This window comes from Ornithinimicrobium sp. F0845, from assembly GCF_023015765.1.
Lineage (GTDB): Bacteria > Actinomycetota > Actinomycetes > Actinomycetales > Dermatophilaceae > Ornithinicoccus.
The window spans coordinates 145,641-161,858 of the sequence record NZ_JALKAL010000006.1 but is presented as its reverse complement, the minus strand read 5'-3'; the positions used below and the strand labels follow the sequence as shown (position 1 = coordinate 161,858).

Below are 16,218 nucleotides of genomic sequence, written 5' to 3'. Positions count from 1 at the left end.
CTGCCGTCGCGGCGTCGCGCTCGACCGCCGCGAACTGCGCCTCGGACAGGCGGTAGTGGACGTAGGACACCAGGTGCGCCCGCGAACCCCCACAAAGTGTTGTGGAGGGCGGACGGAACCACTATGAGAAATGGTGGGTGGTGGAGTGGTGGACCTGGCCCGGGTAGGCCTTCGCATTCTTCTCCCAGTCCAGGAAGTCGTCGGTCGCGTTGATGACGGCAACGGAGAGCCAGCCGACGACGAGGGCGTCGTCCGCCAGCCCACCCAGCAGCAGAACTGCCTCGGGCATCAGGTCGACCGGGCTCACGACATACCCGACGGCGGCCAGCATCATCAGCAGTTGGGAGCCGGCGACGCCGGAGTACTTCTTGGTCATGATCGCCCCAGCCATCCGCGGCAGCGCGGCCAGGCGCTCCCCCAGGCCCGGCGAGCCGGGACGGTTCGCGGAGCGGATCGCGTTGGCGACACCCATGAGGGCGCCCCAGCGAAGGGTCTTGCGGGCGGCTGTGGCCATGATGGGCTCCGTTCGTGCGGGCGCGGGTGCGCCGTGGTGCATCGGGTCTGTCAACGAACGTGGTGCCCAGAGGATTCCCGCACTAGGTTGGGAGGGTCCGTCCGTCCCTGGGGAAGCGGTGCACCATGAAGGGGAAGTTGCTGGCTCCGACGATCGGCCTCGCGCTCGTCCTGGCCGCGTGCGGCGGCTCGGAGACGCCGGAGACCACGCCCCCGGTGACGGTGGAGGTCTCGACGCCGGACGCCGCCGAGGAGTCCGCGGCCCCGACCGCCGAGCCGGACGGGCCGCACGGCTCGGGGTGCACCCCGAGCTCGGAGACGAGCCTGCCGGACGGACGCTGGTTCGGCTTCGCCCCCTCAACCACGGACTCCGGCATGGCCTTCGACCTGGCCTGCTGGTTCACCGGCGACGCCGGGGTCGCGGCCGCCGAGGAGGACGGCGCGGAGCCGCCGGTGGGCGACGTCTACGTCCGCAACAACAACGAGCTCACCCGTGAGCTTCCGGTGGCCACCGACGCCACGGCCACCTACTACCTCAGCGGCGACCCGCAGTCCGGCGAGCAGGGCGACTTCGCGAGCTGGCGCGACGTGGTCGCCGAGCGCGGCCCGATCTTCGGCATCTGGATCGAGACGGCCGACGGCGAGATCGTCACCATCGAGGAGCAGTGGACACCGTGACCGGCCGAGGGATTCTGGTCACCGGCGCCTCTCGTGGGGTGGGGGCCGAGACCGCCCGCGCGTTCGCCGAGCGCGGTGACCGGGTGGTGGTGCACTACCGCGGCGCCGAGGACCGGGCGCGCGAGGTGCTGGAGTCACTCCCGGGTGACGGGCACGGCATACTGCAGGCCGACCTTGCCTCCCCCGACGAGACGCGGACCCTCGCGAGCGAGGCCGCGAAGGTCCTCGGGCGGATCGACGTCCTGGTCAACAACGCCGCGCTCTTCCTCGACCCGCAGGCCGGCGGCAGCCGGCGCGGGGACCACCGGGTGACCGACGCCGACTACGACACGTGGGTCCGGGCGTGGCGGACGACGCTGGAGACCAACCTGATGGGTCCGGCCAACCTCACCTTCTGCGTGGCCCGGCACATGCTGGAGGTGCCGCCGCCCGACGGCAGCCCGACCGGACGCATCGTCAACGTCGGGTCACGCGGCGCCTACCGCGGGGAGCCGGACGTCCCCGCCTACGGCGCGAGCAAGGCGGGGCTGCACGCCTTCGGCCAGTCGATGGCGGTGGCCCTGGCGCCGCACGGGATCGGCGTGGTCTCGCTCGCCCCGGGCTTCATCGCGACCGACATGGCCGTCAGCGTCCTCGAGGGCGCCTCGGGCGACGCGATCCGCGCGCAGAGTCCGTTCGGCCGGGTGGCCTCGCCGGAGGAGGTCGCCGCCGCGATCTGTGCGCTGGCCGAGCCCGGTGCGGAGTGGGTCTCGGGGGCGGTCGTGGACTTCAACGGTGCAAGCTACCTGCGCTGAGCGACCAGCAAAACCCCTGCGAAAATCCGGGATCGACCAGCAGAACCACTACGAAAGTTGGGGGAGGCAACCGATCCCGGCGCCCAGCCGGTTCAATGGTCAGGAGCAAGGAGGCCAGATGCGGGAGCCGGAGGGGTTCCGGGAGTTCGTGCAGCGACGCTCGCCGGCGCTGCTGCGGACCGCGTGGATGCTGACCGGCGACCCGGCGGCCGCCGAGGACCTCCTGCAGACGGCGCTGGCCCGGACGTGGCCGCACTGGGACCGGGTCCGTCACGGCCACCCGGAGGCCTATGTGCGCACTGCGATGGTCCGCACCAACGCCAGCTGGCGCGCCCGCTTCTGGCACCGGGAGCGGGCGACGGACCTCACCTCGGCGGGGCATGGCATATCGCCGCGGCAGTATGCCGTCGCCGACCACAGCGGACCCGTCACCGACCGCGTCGTCCTGGCCGAGGCGCTGGCCGCCCTGCCGGTGCGGCAGCGGCAGGCGGTGGTGCTGCGCTACTTCGACGACCTGGCGGTGCGCGAGGTCGCCGAGATCATGAACTGCTCGGAGGGCACGGTGAAGAGTCAGACCGCCAAGGGCCTGGCCCGGCTGCGCGAGACCGTCGGTCACGACGCGCTGGTGAAGGAGGAGCTGTGAACGACACGGACGAGGTGACCATGCTGCTGCGGGACCTGCCCCCGGACCTGCGGGAGCCTGCGGACCGGTTCGAACAGGTCGGCGAGCGGGTGCGCCGGCGCAGGCGTCGGCATACTGCCATCGCGGTCGGCGGTGCGGTGGCGGCCGTGGCGCTGGCGGTGCCCGTCGCCGCGCAGCTGCTGCCCGAGACCGCCGAGATCACCCCCGGCGGGTCGGAGACATCGGCGGCGAGCGAGGTCGCGGGACCGGACGTCGGCTTCGGCGGGACCCGCGTGACGCACCTCAGCGACCCGGTGACGATCACCGGCACCGGGGCGATGACGGTGCACCTGGGCGAACGACCCGAGGGTGCGAGCGGGGTGGGGATGGTGCTGGACTGCCTCAGCGCCGGTGAGTTCATCTATCCCGACGGTGCCGGCATGATCTGCGACAGCGCAGACGCCGGCACCGAGCTCACCAGGGCGGAGGACTTCGAGTCACTGGCCTACGTCGTCGGCCTCGCCAGGGGTGCCGAGGAGGTCGAGATCAGGGCCACCGAGGGGGCGTCCTGGCGGCTGACGGCCTCCTACGTCAGCACCGAGCTCACTGAGTGGGGCGTGAACGCCAAGGGCGAGACCTACGGCGTGGAGAACGTCAACGGCACCCCCGACCTCCTCGCGGTCGTGGCGATCAACGGCCGGCAGGGGTATGCCTACGTGTCCGAGATGAACGCCGCGTGGGGGCAACCGACCTCGCCCGAGCACGCCCTTGAACTTCAGGAGCAACGCTCCGGCCAGGCGGTCAGCGTGCCGGTCTACGAGTCCGACGGCGAGACCGTGATCGGCGAGTTCCTGATCGGCGGAGGTGGTGACCCCGCCGACCTGGGCGGGGGCCCGGCGCCGAGCACTGCCACGGCGACCTGGGGTCCCTAGCGCCGTCCGTCCGTCCAGACCATCACGCCGTCCCGCTCACGTCCCGTGACGGCACGGAAGCCCTCCGCGTCGTAGAGACGCCTGGCGGGGTTCCCCGCCTCCACCGACAGGCTCAGGCTGCGGATCCCTCGGGTCCGGGCCTCGTCCTTCAGGAGCTGCAGCAGGAGTCGGCCCAGGCCCTGCCGCCTCGCCCGGGCGTGGACCCACAGGCTCAGCTCCGGTGTGTCAGCGTCGACGAAGCCATAGCCCGCGTCCTCCTCCGGCAGGAACAGCGCCCACGCCACCCCGATCACCGCGTCGTCCTGCTCGGCCACCAGCCCGAGGTCTCCACGCTCGGGGAGCAGGCGCGTGTAGTGGGCGAACTCGCGGCGATCCGTCACGTCACGCATCGTGAAGCGCTCCTCGGCCCAGTTGAGGTTGCCCAGCGTCGCAACCCTCAGCAGGTCCTCGTCGGCCGGGGTGAGGGCCCTGGTGCGCGGATCGGTCATCCTCCGCAGGCTAACCACTCACCCTCCCCCTCAGGCTCAGTCCCGCGCGATCACCGACATCACGTTGCCGGCCGGATCGTTGAACCAGGCGATCAGCGGGCCACCGCCGCGGTGGATGCCGAGCTCGTCCTGCTGCATGCCCGCGTAGCGCAGGAACTCCACGCCTCGGCCGCCGAGGTCCCGCACGGCCGCCTCGACATCCAGAACCGGCAGGTTCAGCACGGTGTAGGTGGCGGGGACGTGCGCCTCCCCCTTCTCGTAGACCAGGATCTTGCGACCACCGGCGTCCAGGAAGAGCAGCGGCATCGCCTCCGGACCGGAGCCGACCCGCAGACCGAGGGTGTCGGCGTAGAAGGTCCGGGCAGCGGTGAGGTCGTCGACGGAGAAGCCGCTGAATGCCTCGCCCACGACCATGCCAACCGGTGGCCGGGTGCCGGTCTGGTTGGCCTGCATGTCGGAGATGTGCTCCGGGCTGAGCTGGATCACCTGGACGTAGTTGCCGTCCGGGTCCTGCGCCGTCGCGAACAGGCTCCCGTCTCGGTCCTCCAGCGGCGCCACCCAGGACGACCCGGCGGCCTCGATCCGGGCGGCCACGGCGCGGGCGTCGTCGACGTCGAAGTTCAGCAGGGTCCGGGCGGGGTCGGGGTGTGCCGTCTGCACGTCGTCGCGACCGTCGAGAAAGAGGTAGAACCCGCCGTACCCCAGGATCCGGTAGTCCCCCTGGAGGTCATCGCTGTCCGGCGGGAGCACCGTCGCGTACCACCGGTGCAACCGGTCCACGTCGGTGGTGCCGAGCATGATGCTGCCGAGTGCGGTGGTCATGGTGATCTCCTCTGTCGCGGCCGCCGCCGATCAGCGGCCTGTGCAACGTGGTGACCGGGCCGACCCGCCGAATTCATCGTTCCCCCAGGGCCTTCCGCAGGGACAACGACCCGCCCACCGCCCGGGGCGGGGTCGGAGACCAGGCCGCGGTGCGTCATACGTAGCATGTGGGCATGGACACGGCGCACAACCCCTGGGCAGCAGCCCAGCGGCGCGCACTGGTCCGAGGCGGTGCGGCGGCGGTGGTCGCCACGGCGACCGCCCTGCTCTTCCACCTCATGGCCGGCGGTGCGCCACCGGCACTCCCTGGGCTGATCGTGCCGCTGCTGCTCGCCCTCGGCGTGTGCATCCTCCTCGCCAGGATGACCCTGCCGTCGCTGCGGTTGCTGTTGTCGGTCGGTGCGAGCCAGGTCCTCTTCCACAACCTGTTCATGCTGGGTGCTCCCGACCTGGGCGGTGCGGCGCATGCACACCACGCTCCTGGGTCCACCGGCGACGGGACCTCCTCGCTGTGGATGGGCCTGGCCCACGTGGGAGCGGCACTGCTGACTGCGGCCACCCTGCGTCATGGCGAGCTGATCGTGGCGCGCCTGAGGGCCACGGTGCGACGCCTGACGTGGCGCTTCCTGCACCCGGTCACTCCCCTGCCCGCGCGTCCCACGACACCCTCGGCCCGGCTCGTCGACGAGCAGGCCTGGGTGCCCACCACCTCCCTGGCGGTGCACACCTCCCTCGTGCGCCGCGGACCACCGAGCCCTCTGGCAGTTCCGACTCCCTAGCGTCGCGGCCGGGTGCCTCTTGGTGCCGGGACCGTCGGCGCCTTTCGACGTCTCCGCACCCGAGGTGACGACCCGTTGCCTCCACCGGGCGGAGCCTGCCCAGAGGACAACCCATGCACACCCGTTCCCGGCGCGCTGTGACGCGTCCCGTTCCATCCATCCCCCACCTCATCCTCGGTGCCCTGGCTGCCCTGCTCGCGGGCGCCGTGCTGCTCGGCACCGGTTCAGCGGCATCCGCCCACGACACGCTCACTGACAGCAGTCCCACCGACGGCGAGACCCTGGACGAGCCACCGACGCAGGTGCGGCTGACCTTCTCCGGCGAGGTGCTCGACATGGGCGCCGCCGTGGTCGTCACCGACAGCGACGGCGCATCCTGGGAGGCGGGTGAGCCCACCGTCGACGGCGTGGACGTCACCGTCCCCGTCCAGGAGGGTCTGCCGAACGGCTCCTACGAGGTCACCTGGCGCGTCACCTCCTCGGACGGCCACCCCATCTCCGGCGTGATCCCGTTCACCGTCGACGCTCCCGAGCCGGAGCCCGCGGAGCCGACCACCACCGAGCCGGCACCGACGACCGCCGCCCAGGAGACCGCGGAGCAGACCACCGAGCCCGCGACGGAACCGGCCGAGACCGATCCGGCACCCACGACGGCGAACTCGGCGGCGGCGGAGGTCGCCGACGACGAGGCCGACGAGTCCTCCGGTGGATTCCCGTGGCTGCCGGTCGTGATCGGCGTGGTCCTCGCTGCCCTGGCGTATGTCGTGGTGCGGGTCCTGCGTCGCGGCGCCCCTGAGCAGGGCGGCGACCAGTGATTCGCACCCACCGCACCCGGTGACCGGCGAAGACGGCGTGCAGACACGGTCCGGCGACCGACGGCTGCTCGCCCCCTTCCTGGTGGCGGCCGGACTGGTCGGCCTCTGGGCCTCGTTCGAGCTGGTGCTCGCCAAGTTCGTCACCCTCGACGACCCGGAGGCGGCGCTGGGCTGCGACTTCAGCATCGTCGTGCAGTGCGGAGCCAACCTGACCTCCGACCAGGGCGAGGTCTTCGGGTTCCCCAACCCGCTGCTCGGTCTGGCCGGGTTCGTGGCGCCCGTCGCGGTGGGGGTGGCCCTCCTCGCGGGGGCCACCTTCGCCCGCTGGTTCTGGCTCGCTTTCCAGGCGGGCGTCACGGCGGGGCTGGCGTTCGTCCTCTGGCTGGTCGGCCAGAGCATCTACGTCCTGGGCACGCTGTGCCCCTGGTGCATGGTCGTGTGGGCGGTGATGATCCCGCTCTTCCTGACGGTCACGCTGCGCAACGCGGCGGCCGGGGTGCTCGGCGCCGGTGCGCAGCGCGCCGGCGCCTACCTGCTGACCTGGATCGTGCCGCTCACCCTGGCCTGCTACCTCCTCATCGCAGTCCTCGCCCAGCTCCGGCTGGACGTCCTGCGCTACCTCTGACCTCTCTCAACCGAAGGACTTCAAGACCCATGGCTCAGAAGAAGAAACAGCAGCAGTCGGCGCGCGAGCGTGTCCGAGCAGAGCAGCAGGCCCGGGCGGCCCAGGACCAGCGCGTGAAGGTGGTCTTCCGCTCCCTTATCGGCGTCGCCGTCCTGGCGGTGGTCGCGGTCGTCGCCGCGATCGCGCTCAACCAGGGCGGGGGCGCCTCGGCGACACCGGGCAACATGACCGACGACGGCGTCGTCCTGGTGGGTCAGGACGGTGGTGTCGACGCCGAAGGGTCCGCGGACGCGGCCGAGGATCTCCCCCGGGTCGGCGTCTACGTCGACTTCCAGTGCCCCCACTGCCTGGCCTTCGAGCAGACCAACATGCCGTTCCTGACCGAGCAGGTCGAGGCCGGCGCCATCGCGCTGGAGGTGCACCCGGTCGCGCTCATGGACAACGCCAGCCAGGGCACGCAGTTCTCCAGCCGCGCGGCCAACGCGGCGGCCTGCGTCGCCACCCACGAGCCGGGCGCCTTCCTCGACGTCACGCAGAGCCTCTTCGACCTGCAGCAGGCGGCCACCCAGGGCAGCGTGAACGACGACGTGCTCACCGGGGCGGTCAGCGACGCCGGGGCCGGCTCCGCCGACACCCGCGCCTGCATCCTGGACCGGGAGTATGACGGGTGGGTGCGTGACGCGACCGACCGCGCCCTGGCCGACCCGGACCTGGCCGGGCCGTCGGGGCGGTTCGGCACGCCCACGGTGCTCATCGACGGCGAACGCTTCGCCGGTGAGCAGACCCCGGAGGGCCTGGCCGCTGCCCTCGGTCTGTAGGCCCACCCATTCTTGGGGAGACTCTGCACGCCCAGCCCGCATTCTTGGGGTAATTCGGTACGTGCAAAACCTCCCCAAGAATGCGGGAGAGGCGTACAGAACCTCCCCTAAATTTGGGGGTCTTCGGCCCGGTCCATCGCCGCGTAGATCCGCTTCGGAGATACCGGCTGCGGTGTCCCCAGCCGCTGGGCGAACAGACTGACCCGCAGCTCCTGCAGCATCCAGCCGATGTCCACGACGTCCTGGTCGAGGCGCCGGTGCGGGGGCAGCCCGGCCAGGAACTTCGCGTGCTCCTCCTCGACCGTGTGGACCGTGGCCATCCGGTCGCGGTCCTTGGCCAGGTCCTGCGCGCCCTTCTCCAGCCGCTCGGCCATCGCCGCCAGATAGCGCCGCAGGTGCGGCAGCCGGTGGTAGCCCGTGTCCGCCACGAAGCCGGGCCGGATCAGCGCGTCGAGCTGTCGCCGCAGGTCAGCGGCCATCTCCGCAGCGGCCGGTGCGGTCAGCCGCTGCAGCCCCAGCGACACCTCGCGCGCCGTGTCCAGGATCGGCACCAGACTCTCCACGATCTGCAGCACCCGCGGCACCGCCTGCTGCCTCACCGTCGCCAGAGCCCGATCGAACTCCTCCGGGGTGCGCACCCGCGCGCCCGGCATCTCGGCGACCACCGAGTCCACCGCGCACGCCAGCGCGTCCTCGAGCAGCAACGGCACCGACCCGTGCGGGTTGTGCCCGAGCGAGAGCTTCTGCGGGTTGGTCAGCAGCGCGAGCAGCCGCTTCCACGGCGGTGTCGTGTTGAGCAGCAGCAGCCGCCGCACCCCGACGCGCGTCGCCCGGTCCCGCTCGGAGGCCGTCCCCAGCACCCGCACGTCAACCGCCGCACCGGTGTCGACCAGCGCCGGATAGCCCACCACCGTCTTGCCCGCCACCTGCTGCTCGAAGGTCTCGGGCAGTATGCCGATGGCCTCCGTCCACGAGGTCAGTCCGGTCCGTTCGATGCTCGCCGCCGCGCGGGCCATCGTGGTCCGGACCGCGGGCGCCAGCTCGGCCTGGAGCGCGGCCAGGTCCTTGCCCTCCCCCAGCAGCTCGACCCGCGCCCGGCCCCGTCCCTTGCGCGGGTGCGTCCGCTCCACGGCGAAGGTCACCCGCAGGTGGTCCGGCACCCGTGCGACGTCGAAGTCCGAGGGCGCCACGGGCACCACGCGGCGGGCGGTCAGCTCCTCGGCCAGCGCCTCGACGAAGGTCTCGTCCTCGTCCCGGGGCTCCCCGATCTCGGCGAGCGCCCGGCGCACGTGGTCCGGGGCGGGCACGAAGTTGCGGCGGATCTCCTTGGGCAGCGACCTGACCAGAGCCGTCGCCAGCTCCTCGCGGAGCCCCGGCACCTGCCAGTCGAAGCCGTCGGGCCGCACCCGGTTGAGCACCTCGATCGGCAGGTGCACGGTCACCCCGTCCGACCCGGACCCCGGCTCGAACTGGTAGGTGACGGTGAACTCCAGCTCACCCTGGCGCCACGTGCCCGGGTAGTCCCGGTCGCTCACCAGCGACGCGTCGTCGCTGACCAGCAGGTCCTCGGTGAAGGTCAGCAGCCGGGCGTCGGCGCGCCGGGCCGTCTTCCACCACGTGTCGAAGTGCGCCCCGGAGACGACCTCCTCAGGGATACGCGCGTCATAGAACTGCACCAGCGTCTCGTCGTCGACCAGGATGTCGCGGCGCCTCGCCCGCGCCTCCAGCTCTCCCAGCTCCCGGATCAGGCGCCGGTTGGCGTGGAAGAAGTCGTGCCGGGTGTCCCAGTCCCCCTCGACCAGGCCGTGCCGGATGAACAGGTCGCGCGCCACCTCCGGGTCGATCCGGCCGTAGGCCACCGTCCGGTCGGCGACCAGCGGCACGCCGTACAGCGTGACCCGCTCGGTCGCCACCGCCGAGGCCCGGCTCCGGGACCACCGCGGCTCGGAGTAGGAGCGTTTCACCAGGTGCGCGGCGGCCCGCTCCACCCACGCCGGGTCGGTCGGCGCGTTGACCCGCGCCCACAGCCGCGTGGTCTCGACGAGCTCGGCGGTCATCACCCAGTCCGGGTTCCTGCGGTGCAGGACCGACCCGGGCTGGATGACGAAGCGCGCCCCCCGCGCCCCGGCATACTCCCGCTTGTCCCGGTCGTAGAGGCCGACGTGCGAGAGCAGCCCGGCCAGCAGCGCCTGGTGCACCTGGTCCGGGCTGGCGTCGTTGCTGTTGGCCTGCAGCCCGAGGGACCGGGTCGCCGCCTTGAGCTGGGTGTGCAGGTCCTGCCACTCGCGAACGCGCAGGTAGTGGAGGTACTCACGCTTGCACATCCGCCGGAACGCGCTGCCGGAGAGCTCCTTCTGCTGCTTCTTCAGGTAGCGCCACAGGTTGAGCAGCGTGACGAAGTCGGACTCCTCGTCCTTGAACCGGGCGTGCGACTGGTCGGCCTGCGCCTGCTTGTCGGCCGGCCGCTCGCGGGGGTCCTGCATCGACAGGGCGGCGACGATCACCTGCACCTCGCGCAGGGCCCCGTTGCGCTCGGCCTCGATCACCATCCGCGCGAGCCGCGGGTCCACCGGGAGAGCGACGATCGCCCGGCCGTATGGCGTCAGTCGCTTCCGCGGGACGTGCACCGGGGCGTCGGGGTCGATGGCCTGGAGCTCGTCGAGCAGGCGGGCGCCGTCGGCGATCTGCCGCGAGTCGGGCGGCTCGAGGAAGGGGAAGCGGGCGATCTCACCCAGTCCGAGGCTGGTCATCTGCAGTATGACGGAGGCCAGGTTGGTCCGCAGGATCTCCGGCTCGGTGAACTCGGGTCGGGCCTCGAAGTCCTCCTGGGAGTAGAGCCGGACGGCGATGCCGGGGGCGAGGCGACCACACCGGCCCGAGCGCTGGTTGGCGCTGGCCTGGCTGATCGGCTCGATCGGCAGGCGCTGGACCTTCAGGCGCTGGGAGTAGCGGGAGATGCGGGCCGTGCCGGTGTCGATGACGTAGCGGATGCCGGGCACGGTCAGCGAGGTCTCGGCGACGTTGGTGGAGACCACGATCCGGCGCCCGGAGTGCCGACTGAAGACGCGGTGCTGCTCGGCTGCGGAGAGCCGGCCGTAGAGCGGGAGCACCTCGGTGGCCGGCAGGTTCATCCCGTCGAGGGCGTCGGCGACGTCGCGGATCTCCCGCTCGCCGGAGCAGAAGACGAGGATGTCGGCCGGTCCCCCGCCGGGGTCCTCGGTCCACAGCTCCTCGACCGCCTCGCAGACACCGGTCACCTGGTCGATCTCGACGTCGCGGGGTGTGCCGTCCTTGGCCGGTGGTGCCGGACGGGTGAGCGGGCGGAAGCGGATCTCGACCGGATAGCTGCGCCCGGTGACCTCCACGACCGGGGCAGGCTTGCCGTCGCGGTCGGCGAAGTGCTCGGAGAAGCGTTGCACGTCGATGGTGGCCGAGGTGATGATCACCTTCAGGTCCGGGCGGCGCGGCAGCAGCTGCTTGAGGTAGCCGAGGATGAAGTCGATGTTGAGGCTGCGCTCGTGGGCCTCGTCGATGATGAGCGTGTCATAGCGGCGCAGGTCGCGGTCGCGCTGCAGCTCCGCGAGCAGGATTCCGTCGGTCATCACCTTGACCAGCGTGTCCTTGGTCGACCGGTCGGTGAACCGCACCTGGTAGCCCACCGTCGTGCCGAGCTCGACGGCCAGCTCCTCGCTGATCCGCTCCGCCACCGAGCGCGCGGCGATCCGTCGCGGCTGGGTGTGCCCGATGGTGCCCTCGATGCCGCGGCCGAGCTCGAGACAGATCTTGGGCAGCTGGGTGGTCTTGCCCGAGCCGGTCTCCCCGGCGACGATCACCACCTGGTGGTCCCGGATCGCGGCGGCGATGTCCTCGCGCCGCTCGACGACCGGGAGCTCCGGCGGGTAGTTGATACTGGCCGGCAGCATCGCCCGCCGCGCCTCGAGCCGCTCGGCCCGCCGCTGCGGGTCGGGCTGCGACCGGGGCCGCCTGCGACGCTGGTCGCGGGCACGCCGGGGTGGGGTGGCGTGCTGGGCGGGCATGCCAGCCATCGTCACAAATCCCCCCCATTTTTCATAGCGGTTTCGTTCACCCCTCCACGCATTTTGTAGTGGTTTCGTTCATGCTCGACCCGCAGGGGCCTCCAGTCCACAGCACGCATGCACCTGCATGCAGTGGCCGTATGATGGTTTCATGGCCACGAACCTGCAGATCCGGTCGGTGGACGCGGAGATGGCCGCAGCTGCGAAAGCCGAGGCAGCCCGCCGGCGGATGAGCCTGTCCGACTACCTGAAGGAGCTCATCGCCAGCGACCTCGCCGCACACGCCGACGCCAGGCGACGTGCCGCCCTGTACGACGAGATCGCACGGACCGCCCCACGGACGGGCACGCGCGAGGACACCGCGGCAGCCCTGGCCACGGTGCGCGAGGAGATGGGCACCGGGTGATCGTCCTCGACGCCTCGGCCTGGGTCGACGTGCTCACCGGGGTCATCAGCCCGCCTGACCCCGATGAGCCGGTCGTGGTTCCTCCTCACTTCGATGCCGAGGTCGTCGGCAGCCTCCGCGCTCTGCAGCAGCGGGCCGTCATCTCGGCTGAGGACGCCGACCGCGCCCTTGACCAGCACCTCCGCGCGAGATTCAGCGCCGAGTGGACGGAGGCCGACATCCGCCAGGCGTGGCGGTGGCGAGACTCGATGTCGGTCGCGGACGGTTGGTATGCCGCGATGGCCCTCCGGCTGAACGCCACGTGGGTCACGACGGACCAGCGCGCCGGGGCCACCGCCCGACGTCACGGCGTCACGACGCATTGTCCCGGGTGACATCGGCGAGGGGCGAGCACCGACGTCCGAGACAACTGCGAGGGAGGGGACACGTGCACGGGAACTACCCGTGGACCTCACGACCCTTGGGTAGTTCCCGTGCACGTGCCGGTACGACGACTCGGTGGTCGTGCACGGGAACTCGGTGGCCGTGCACGGAAACTCGGGGGCCGTCAGCCGGTCACTCCGCCCAGGGCGCGAGCATCGCTCGGAGAGTGTCCATCACGGTGTCCGCGACCGCCGTCACACCACCCAGCACCCAGACGTGCTCGGTGTCGGCCGAGGCGGCCAGCCAGGCGGTGGTCGCCGAGGGCAGCTCGCCCGGGCGGGACAGCAGCACCACCTCACCCAGCGTGCCACCGGGCAGTGCGTCGACCAGGTGGGCGTCAGCGCCGGAGCTGACCGCCACCGAGGTGGCGTCCAGTCCCTCACCGACATAGTGGTCGGCGATGGTCGTGGCCGTCCTCCACCGGTCAGCACCGGCGAGGCGCTCGGCGTTCGGCAGCTCCGCGAGCACGTCGTCGGAGATGGCACCGGCGCCGCCGACGGCCACCGCCGAGGAGTAGCCCTCCAGGGCCTGCGCCGTGGCGTTCGGGACACGGTCCTGCCGGACGAGCAGGACCGGGGTGCCGGTGGCGGCTGCCGGTCCGGACACCGCGAGGGCGTCCACGAGGTGACCGGCCTCACCGGAGGACACGATGACGTCGTCCCCCGCGCCCAGGCGCTCGGCGACGGCGGCGGCCGTGGCGAATCGGTCGCTGCCGGACACCCGCTCGGAGTCGATGCCCAGACCGGTCAGGGTGTCCACGACGGCCTCGTTGACCGCGCCCTCCCCGCCGACCACGACCACCTCGGTGACACCGCGGTCGGACAGGTCCTGCGCCACCACGGCGGGCAGCTGGTCGGGTCGGGTCAGCAGGACCGGCGCCTCCAGGTGGCGGCCGAGCGGCCCGGCGACCAGACCGTCGACCAGACCGACCTCGGCACCGCTGACCAGCACGGCCGTCTGGCTCTCCGGGAAGGCCTCCTGACCGATCGCCACCGACGTGGCATAGCGGTTCACCCCGCTCAGCCGGTGGACCGGGGCGTCGTCAGCGGCGACCCGGACCAGCTCGACCAGCCCGGCGGCATACTCCTGGGACTCGGGGTGCGCCTCCTCGAACGGCGGCTGGAACCCGACGCCCTCCCACTGCTGGGTGGCCTCGTTCCACAGGTCGTTGCCCACCTCGAAGTCCCAGGCGTAGATGTCGTGCTCGTAGAACAGGTGGTCACCGGAGTTGCCGGCGGCGCTGTAGAGCACGTCGACGACCGGACCGGTCTTGGACGGCCAGGTCACCGTGCCGCGGTGCCCGGCGATGGCCCCCACGATGCGCTGGGCGGCGACCATGAAGTCCTCGGCGACCTCCGGCTCCGGCAGGGGCAGCGGCACCCGGCCGTCGGCCTGGTAGGCGCCCGGAGACCACATGAAGTAGCCGCCGTAGCTGTGCACGTTGATGGCGTGGGTGATGTTCGGGAACTGCTCGGCGACGAAGGTCACGTTCTGGGACTCCGCCTCCGACAGCTCACCGGTGCCGGCGAAACTGCCCGACAGGCAGTTGAGCGACCCGCCGACATAGCCGTCCCAGACCGAGCCGACCGCGTAGTTGCGGTTGACGTCCACACCCCAGTTGTCCTCCCAGGCCGGTTCCCGGTTGACGCCCTCGCAGTGCTCGGACAGGTTCTTGCGCTGGAAGTTGTAGTCGTTGAACGAGTAGTTCGCACCGTCCGGGTTGACCACCGGCAGGACGAAGATCTCGACCTCCTCCAGCAGCCGGGCGGTCTCCTCGTCCGTGGCGTGGTTGGCCAGCATGCGCTCGGCGAACTCCATCGTGACCAGCGGCGTGACCCACTCGCGGGCGTGCTCCTGGCTGTAGGTGTAGACCCCGGGCCTCGACCCGTCGCGGTGCACGCCGATCCGCAGCGCGCGGACCATGGCGCCGTCGGGGCTCAGGTGCGGGGCCTCCAGCCCGTCATCAAGCACGGCCTCGGCGAGGGGCATCGGCTGGCCCTCCGCGCCGTCCAGGACGAAGGCACCGAACGTCCCGGAGAACTGCTCGTTGAGGTATGCCGTCACCTCCTCGGTCGTGCTGCTCACCTGACCAGCGGCATCGGTGGCGAGAGAGACGGTGAGGGTCCCGTCGGCATACTCCCCGCTGAGGGCCTGGTCCGGGGCGCCCGGGTCCACGACCCGGACCTCGGTGCCGTTCATGCCGGAGGCACCGGAGGCGACGGACTCCACCACGATCGCGGTCGCGGCCGGGTCGCCGAGGTAGGCCTTGGCGGTCCGGTTGTAGCCGTGGGTCTGGTGGGGCAGCTCGATGACGTCGACGAGGTCTGGGTACTGCTCCGCCAGCCGGTCGATCCGCTCGTTGATCTCGGAGGGCGTCAGGTAGGCGTCGATGAAGTCCTGCTGGTAGCCCGACGGCAGGGGTGGCGGCTCGCTGCCCGGCCACGAAACCGGCTCGGCGGTCGCGGTGCCGCCCTGGTTGGACGTGGCGGTCAGCGTGACGGGCGTGTCCGGTAGGGGCGCTGGCTGGTGGTAGTGGAACAGGTACTGGCCCGCGTCGACGTAGCGGACCAGCGGGAAACTCCCGGTCGTCCCGTCCGCGCTCTCCCAGTCGACCGTGATCTGCAGGGCGGGGTCGGTCCCGGCGGTGGTGGAGACCTGGACCTGGACGAACGTCTGCCCGCCGGAGGTCCACCAGTAGGCGTGGTCGAAGGTCAGCGTGTCCTGGGGCACCGCAGAGCCCGCGGTCCTGGTCAGGCCGGCCTCGTGCTGGCGGGCCGCCGCCTCCCGGCTGGCCTCGAAGTGCCGGGTCCCGTCGCCCTCGCGCTGGATGACCTGGAGCACGGTGGCGCCCTGCGACTCCAGCTGCGCCAGCTCCTCGCCGGTCAGCACCAGATCGACGAGCACGCGGTCACCGCGGGCCTCCGGCGAGGCGGCCGGGATGGCGGCGATGTCCGCGTCGTCCCGGAGCAGCTGCTCCAGGACCGCGCGGTCCGGCAGCTCCAGCCGGACGAGGGCGCTCTCGGCGTCATCCAACTGGAGGGTCCCGACGTCCGTGGCGCGGCCGGGTGGATCGCCGTGCCCGGAGGACGCGACCGCGACCGGGCCGGCGATCAGGAGTGCTGCGGAGAGTGCGGTGGCCAGCGTGCGACGCGTCATGGGCGATCCTTCTGCCGAGCGGGAGCCCGCCGTCCGGAAAACCCCTGCACCCGGACGGCCGACAGGGTGGATGTGCCCACCCTGTCGGTCGGCCCGCGACTGGTCAAGAGTTCCCAATCACTCTTTACCCAATCCTGACCCACCAATTCTTGGGGAGGTTTTGTACCCCTCCAGCGCATCTTTGGGGAGGTTTTGTACCCCTCCAGCGCATCTTTGGGGAGGTTTTTACACCTCCAGCGCATCTTTGGGGAGGTTGGGTACCAGCGCATTCCTTGGGAGGTCCGGGATGCCTTCTGCTCGGCGTCGAAGG

General features: G+C 71.5%; 15 protein-coding genes. 10 read left to right on the top strand and 5 right to left on the bottom strand.

Annotated elements, in window-relative coordinates:
- Window positions 1-121: 121 nt before the first annotated feature.
- A complete protein-coding gene (locus MWU75_RS10860) occupies window positions 122-514 on the bottom strand; it encodes a YkvA family protein (protein ID WP_247090473.1) in 393 nt (130 codons plus the stop codon).
- 125 nt (window positions 515-639) lie between these two features.
- On the opposite strand from MWU75_RS10860, the gene MWU75_RS10855 reads away from it, so the two are divergent.
- The 4 genes from MWU75_RS10855 (at window position 640) to MWU75_RS10840 (ending at window position 3,539) form a co-directional block, all read left to right on the top strand.
- A complete protein-coding gene (locus MWU75_RS10855; protein ID WP_247090471.1) occupies window positions 640-1,191 on the top strand; it encodes a hypothetical protein in 552 nt (183 codons plus the stop codon).
- Window positions 1,188-1,985: an SDR family oxidoreductase gene (locus MWU75_RS10850; RefSeq protein ID WP_247090469.1), complete on the top strand. Its 798-nt coding sequence runs from the start codon at window positions 1,188-1,190 to the stop codon at window positions 1,983-1,985. The genes MWU75_RS10855 and MWU75_RS10850 overlap by 4 nt, the downstream gene beginning before the upstream one ends.
- A 118-nt stretch (window positions 1,986-2,103) precedes the next feature.
- On the top strand, window positions 2,104-2,628 hold the full coding sequence (locus MWU75_RS10845) for a SigE family RNA polymerase sigma factor (RefSeq protein ID WP_247090467.1): 525 nt from the start codon (window positions 2,104-2,106) through the stop codon (window positions 2,626-2,628).
- Entirely contained in the window at window positions 2,625-3,539 is a 915-nt protein-coding gene (locus MWU75_RS10840) for a WS/DGAT domain-containing protein (protein ID WP_247090465.1), read from the top strand. The genes MWU75_RS10845 and MWU75_RS10840 overlap by 4 nt, the downstream gene beginning before the upstream one ends.
- Here the strand turns inward: MWU75_RS10840 and MWU75_RS10835 are convergent.
- On the bottom strand, window positions 3,536-4,027 hold the full coding sequence (locus MWU75_RS10835) for a GNAT family N-acetyltransferase (RefSeq protein WP_247090463.1): 492 nt from the start codon (window positions 4,025-4,027) through the stop codon (window positions 3,536-3,538). The genes MWU75_RS10840 and MWU75_RS10835 overlap by 4 nt on opposite strands.
- A gap of 36 nt (window positions 4,028-4,063) precedes the next feature.
- Window positions 4,064-4,849 (bottom strand): VOC family protein, encoded by a 786-nt coding sequence (locus MWU75_RS20300; RefSeq protein WP_348647757.1) that lies wholly within the window; start codon window positions 4,847-4,849, stop codon window positions 4,064-4,066.
- Window positions 4,850-5,022: 173 nt separating this feature from the next.
- Between MWU75_RS20300 and MWU75_RS10820 the strand changes: the two genes are divergently transcribed.
- From MWU75_RS10820 to MWU75_RS10805, 4 genes are all read left to right on the top strand, one after another.
- Window positions 5,023-5,628 carry a hypothetical protein gene (locus MWU75_RS10820; protein WP_247090461.1) on the top strand — a complete coding sequence of 202 codons (606 nt, stop codon included), beginning with the start codon at window positions 5,023-5,025 and terminating at the stop codon, window positions 5,626-5,628.
- 113 nt (window positions 5,629-5,741) lie between these two features.
- Entirely contained in the window at window positions 5,742-6,443 is a 702-nt protein-coding gene (locus tag MWU75_RS10815) for a copper resistance CopC family protein (RefSeq protein WP_247090459.1), read from the top strand.
- A 19-nt stretch (window positions 6,444-6,462) separates the two neighbouring features.
- On the top strand, window positions 6,463-7,068 hold the full coding sequence (locus tag MWU75_RS10810) for a vitamin K epoxide reductase family protein (protein ID WP_247090458.1): 606 nt from the start codon (window positions 6,463-6,465) through the stop codon (window positions 7,066-7,068).
- A gap of 29 nt (window positions 7,069-7,097) precedes the next feature.
- On the top strand, window positions 7,098-7,886 hold the full coding sequence (locus MWU75_RS10805; RefSeq protein ID WP_247090456.1) for a thioredoxin domain-containing protein: 789 nt from the start codon (window positions 7,098-7,100) through the stop codon (window positions 7,884-7,886).
- A 107-nt stretch (window positions 7,887-7,993) separates the two neighbouring features.
- Here MWU75_RS10805 and hrpA read toward each other — a convergent pair whose 3' ends face one another.
- Entirely contained in the window at window positions 7,994-11,923 is a 3,930-nt protein-coding gene (gene hrpA, locus MWU75_RS10800; protein WP_281497092.1) for an ATP-dependent RNA helicase HrpA, read from the bottom strand.
- A 151-nt stretch (window positions 11,924-12,074) separates the two neighbouring features.
- Here hrpA and MWU75_RS10795 point away from each other — a divergent pair, with 151 nt between their 5' ends.
- Together MWU75_RS10795 and MWU75_RS10790 are read left to right on the top strand one after the other, a co-directional pair.
- Window positions 12,075-12,329 (top strand): hypothetical protein, encoded by a 255-nt coding sequence (locus MWU75_RS10795; RefSeq protein ID WP_247090454.1) that lies wholly within the window; start codon window positions 12,075-12,077, stop codon window positions 12,327-12,329.
- Window positions 12,326-12,703: a type II toxin-antitoxin system VapC family toxin gene (locus MWU75_RS10790; protein WP_247090452.1), complete on the top strand. Its 378-nt coding sequence runs from the start codon at window positions 12,326-12,328 to the stop codon at window positions 12,701-12,703. The genes MWU75_RS10795 and MWU75_RS10790 overlap by 4 nt, the downstream gene beginning before the upstream one ends.
- Before the next feature lie 181 nt (window positions 12,704-12,884).
- Here MWU75_RS10790 and MWU75_RS10785 read toward each other — a convergent pair whose 3' ends face one another.
- On the bottom strand, window positions 12,885-15,908 hold the full coding sequence (locus tag MWU75_RS10785) for a cell wall-binding repeat-containing protein (protein ID WP_247090450.1): 3,024 nt from the start codon (window positions 15,906-15,908) through the stop codon (window positions 12,885-12,887).
- Between the last annotated feature and the right edge of the window lie 310 nt (window positions 15,909-16,218).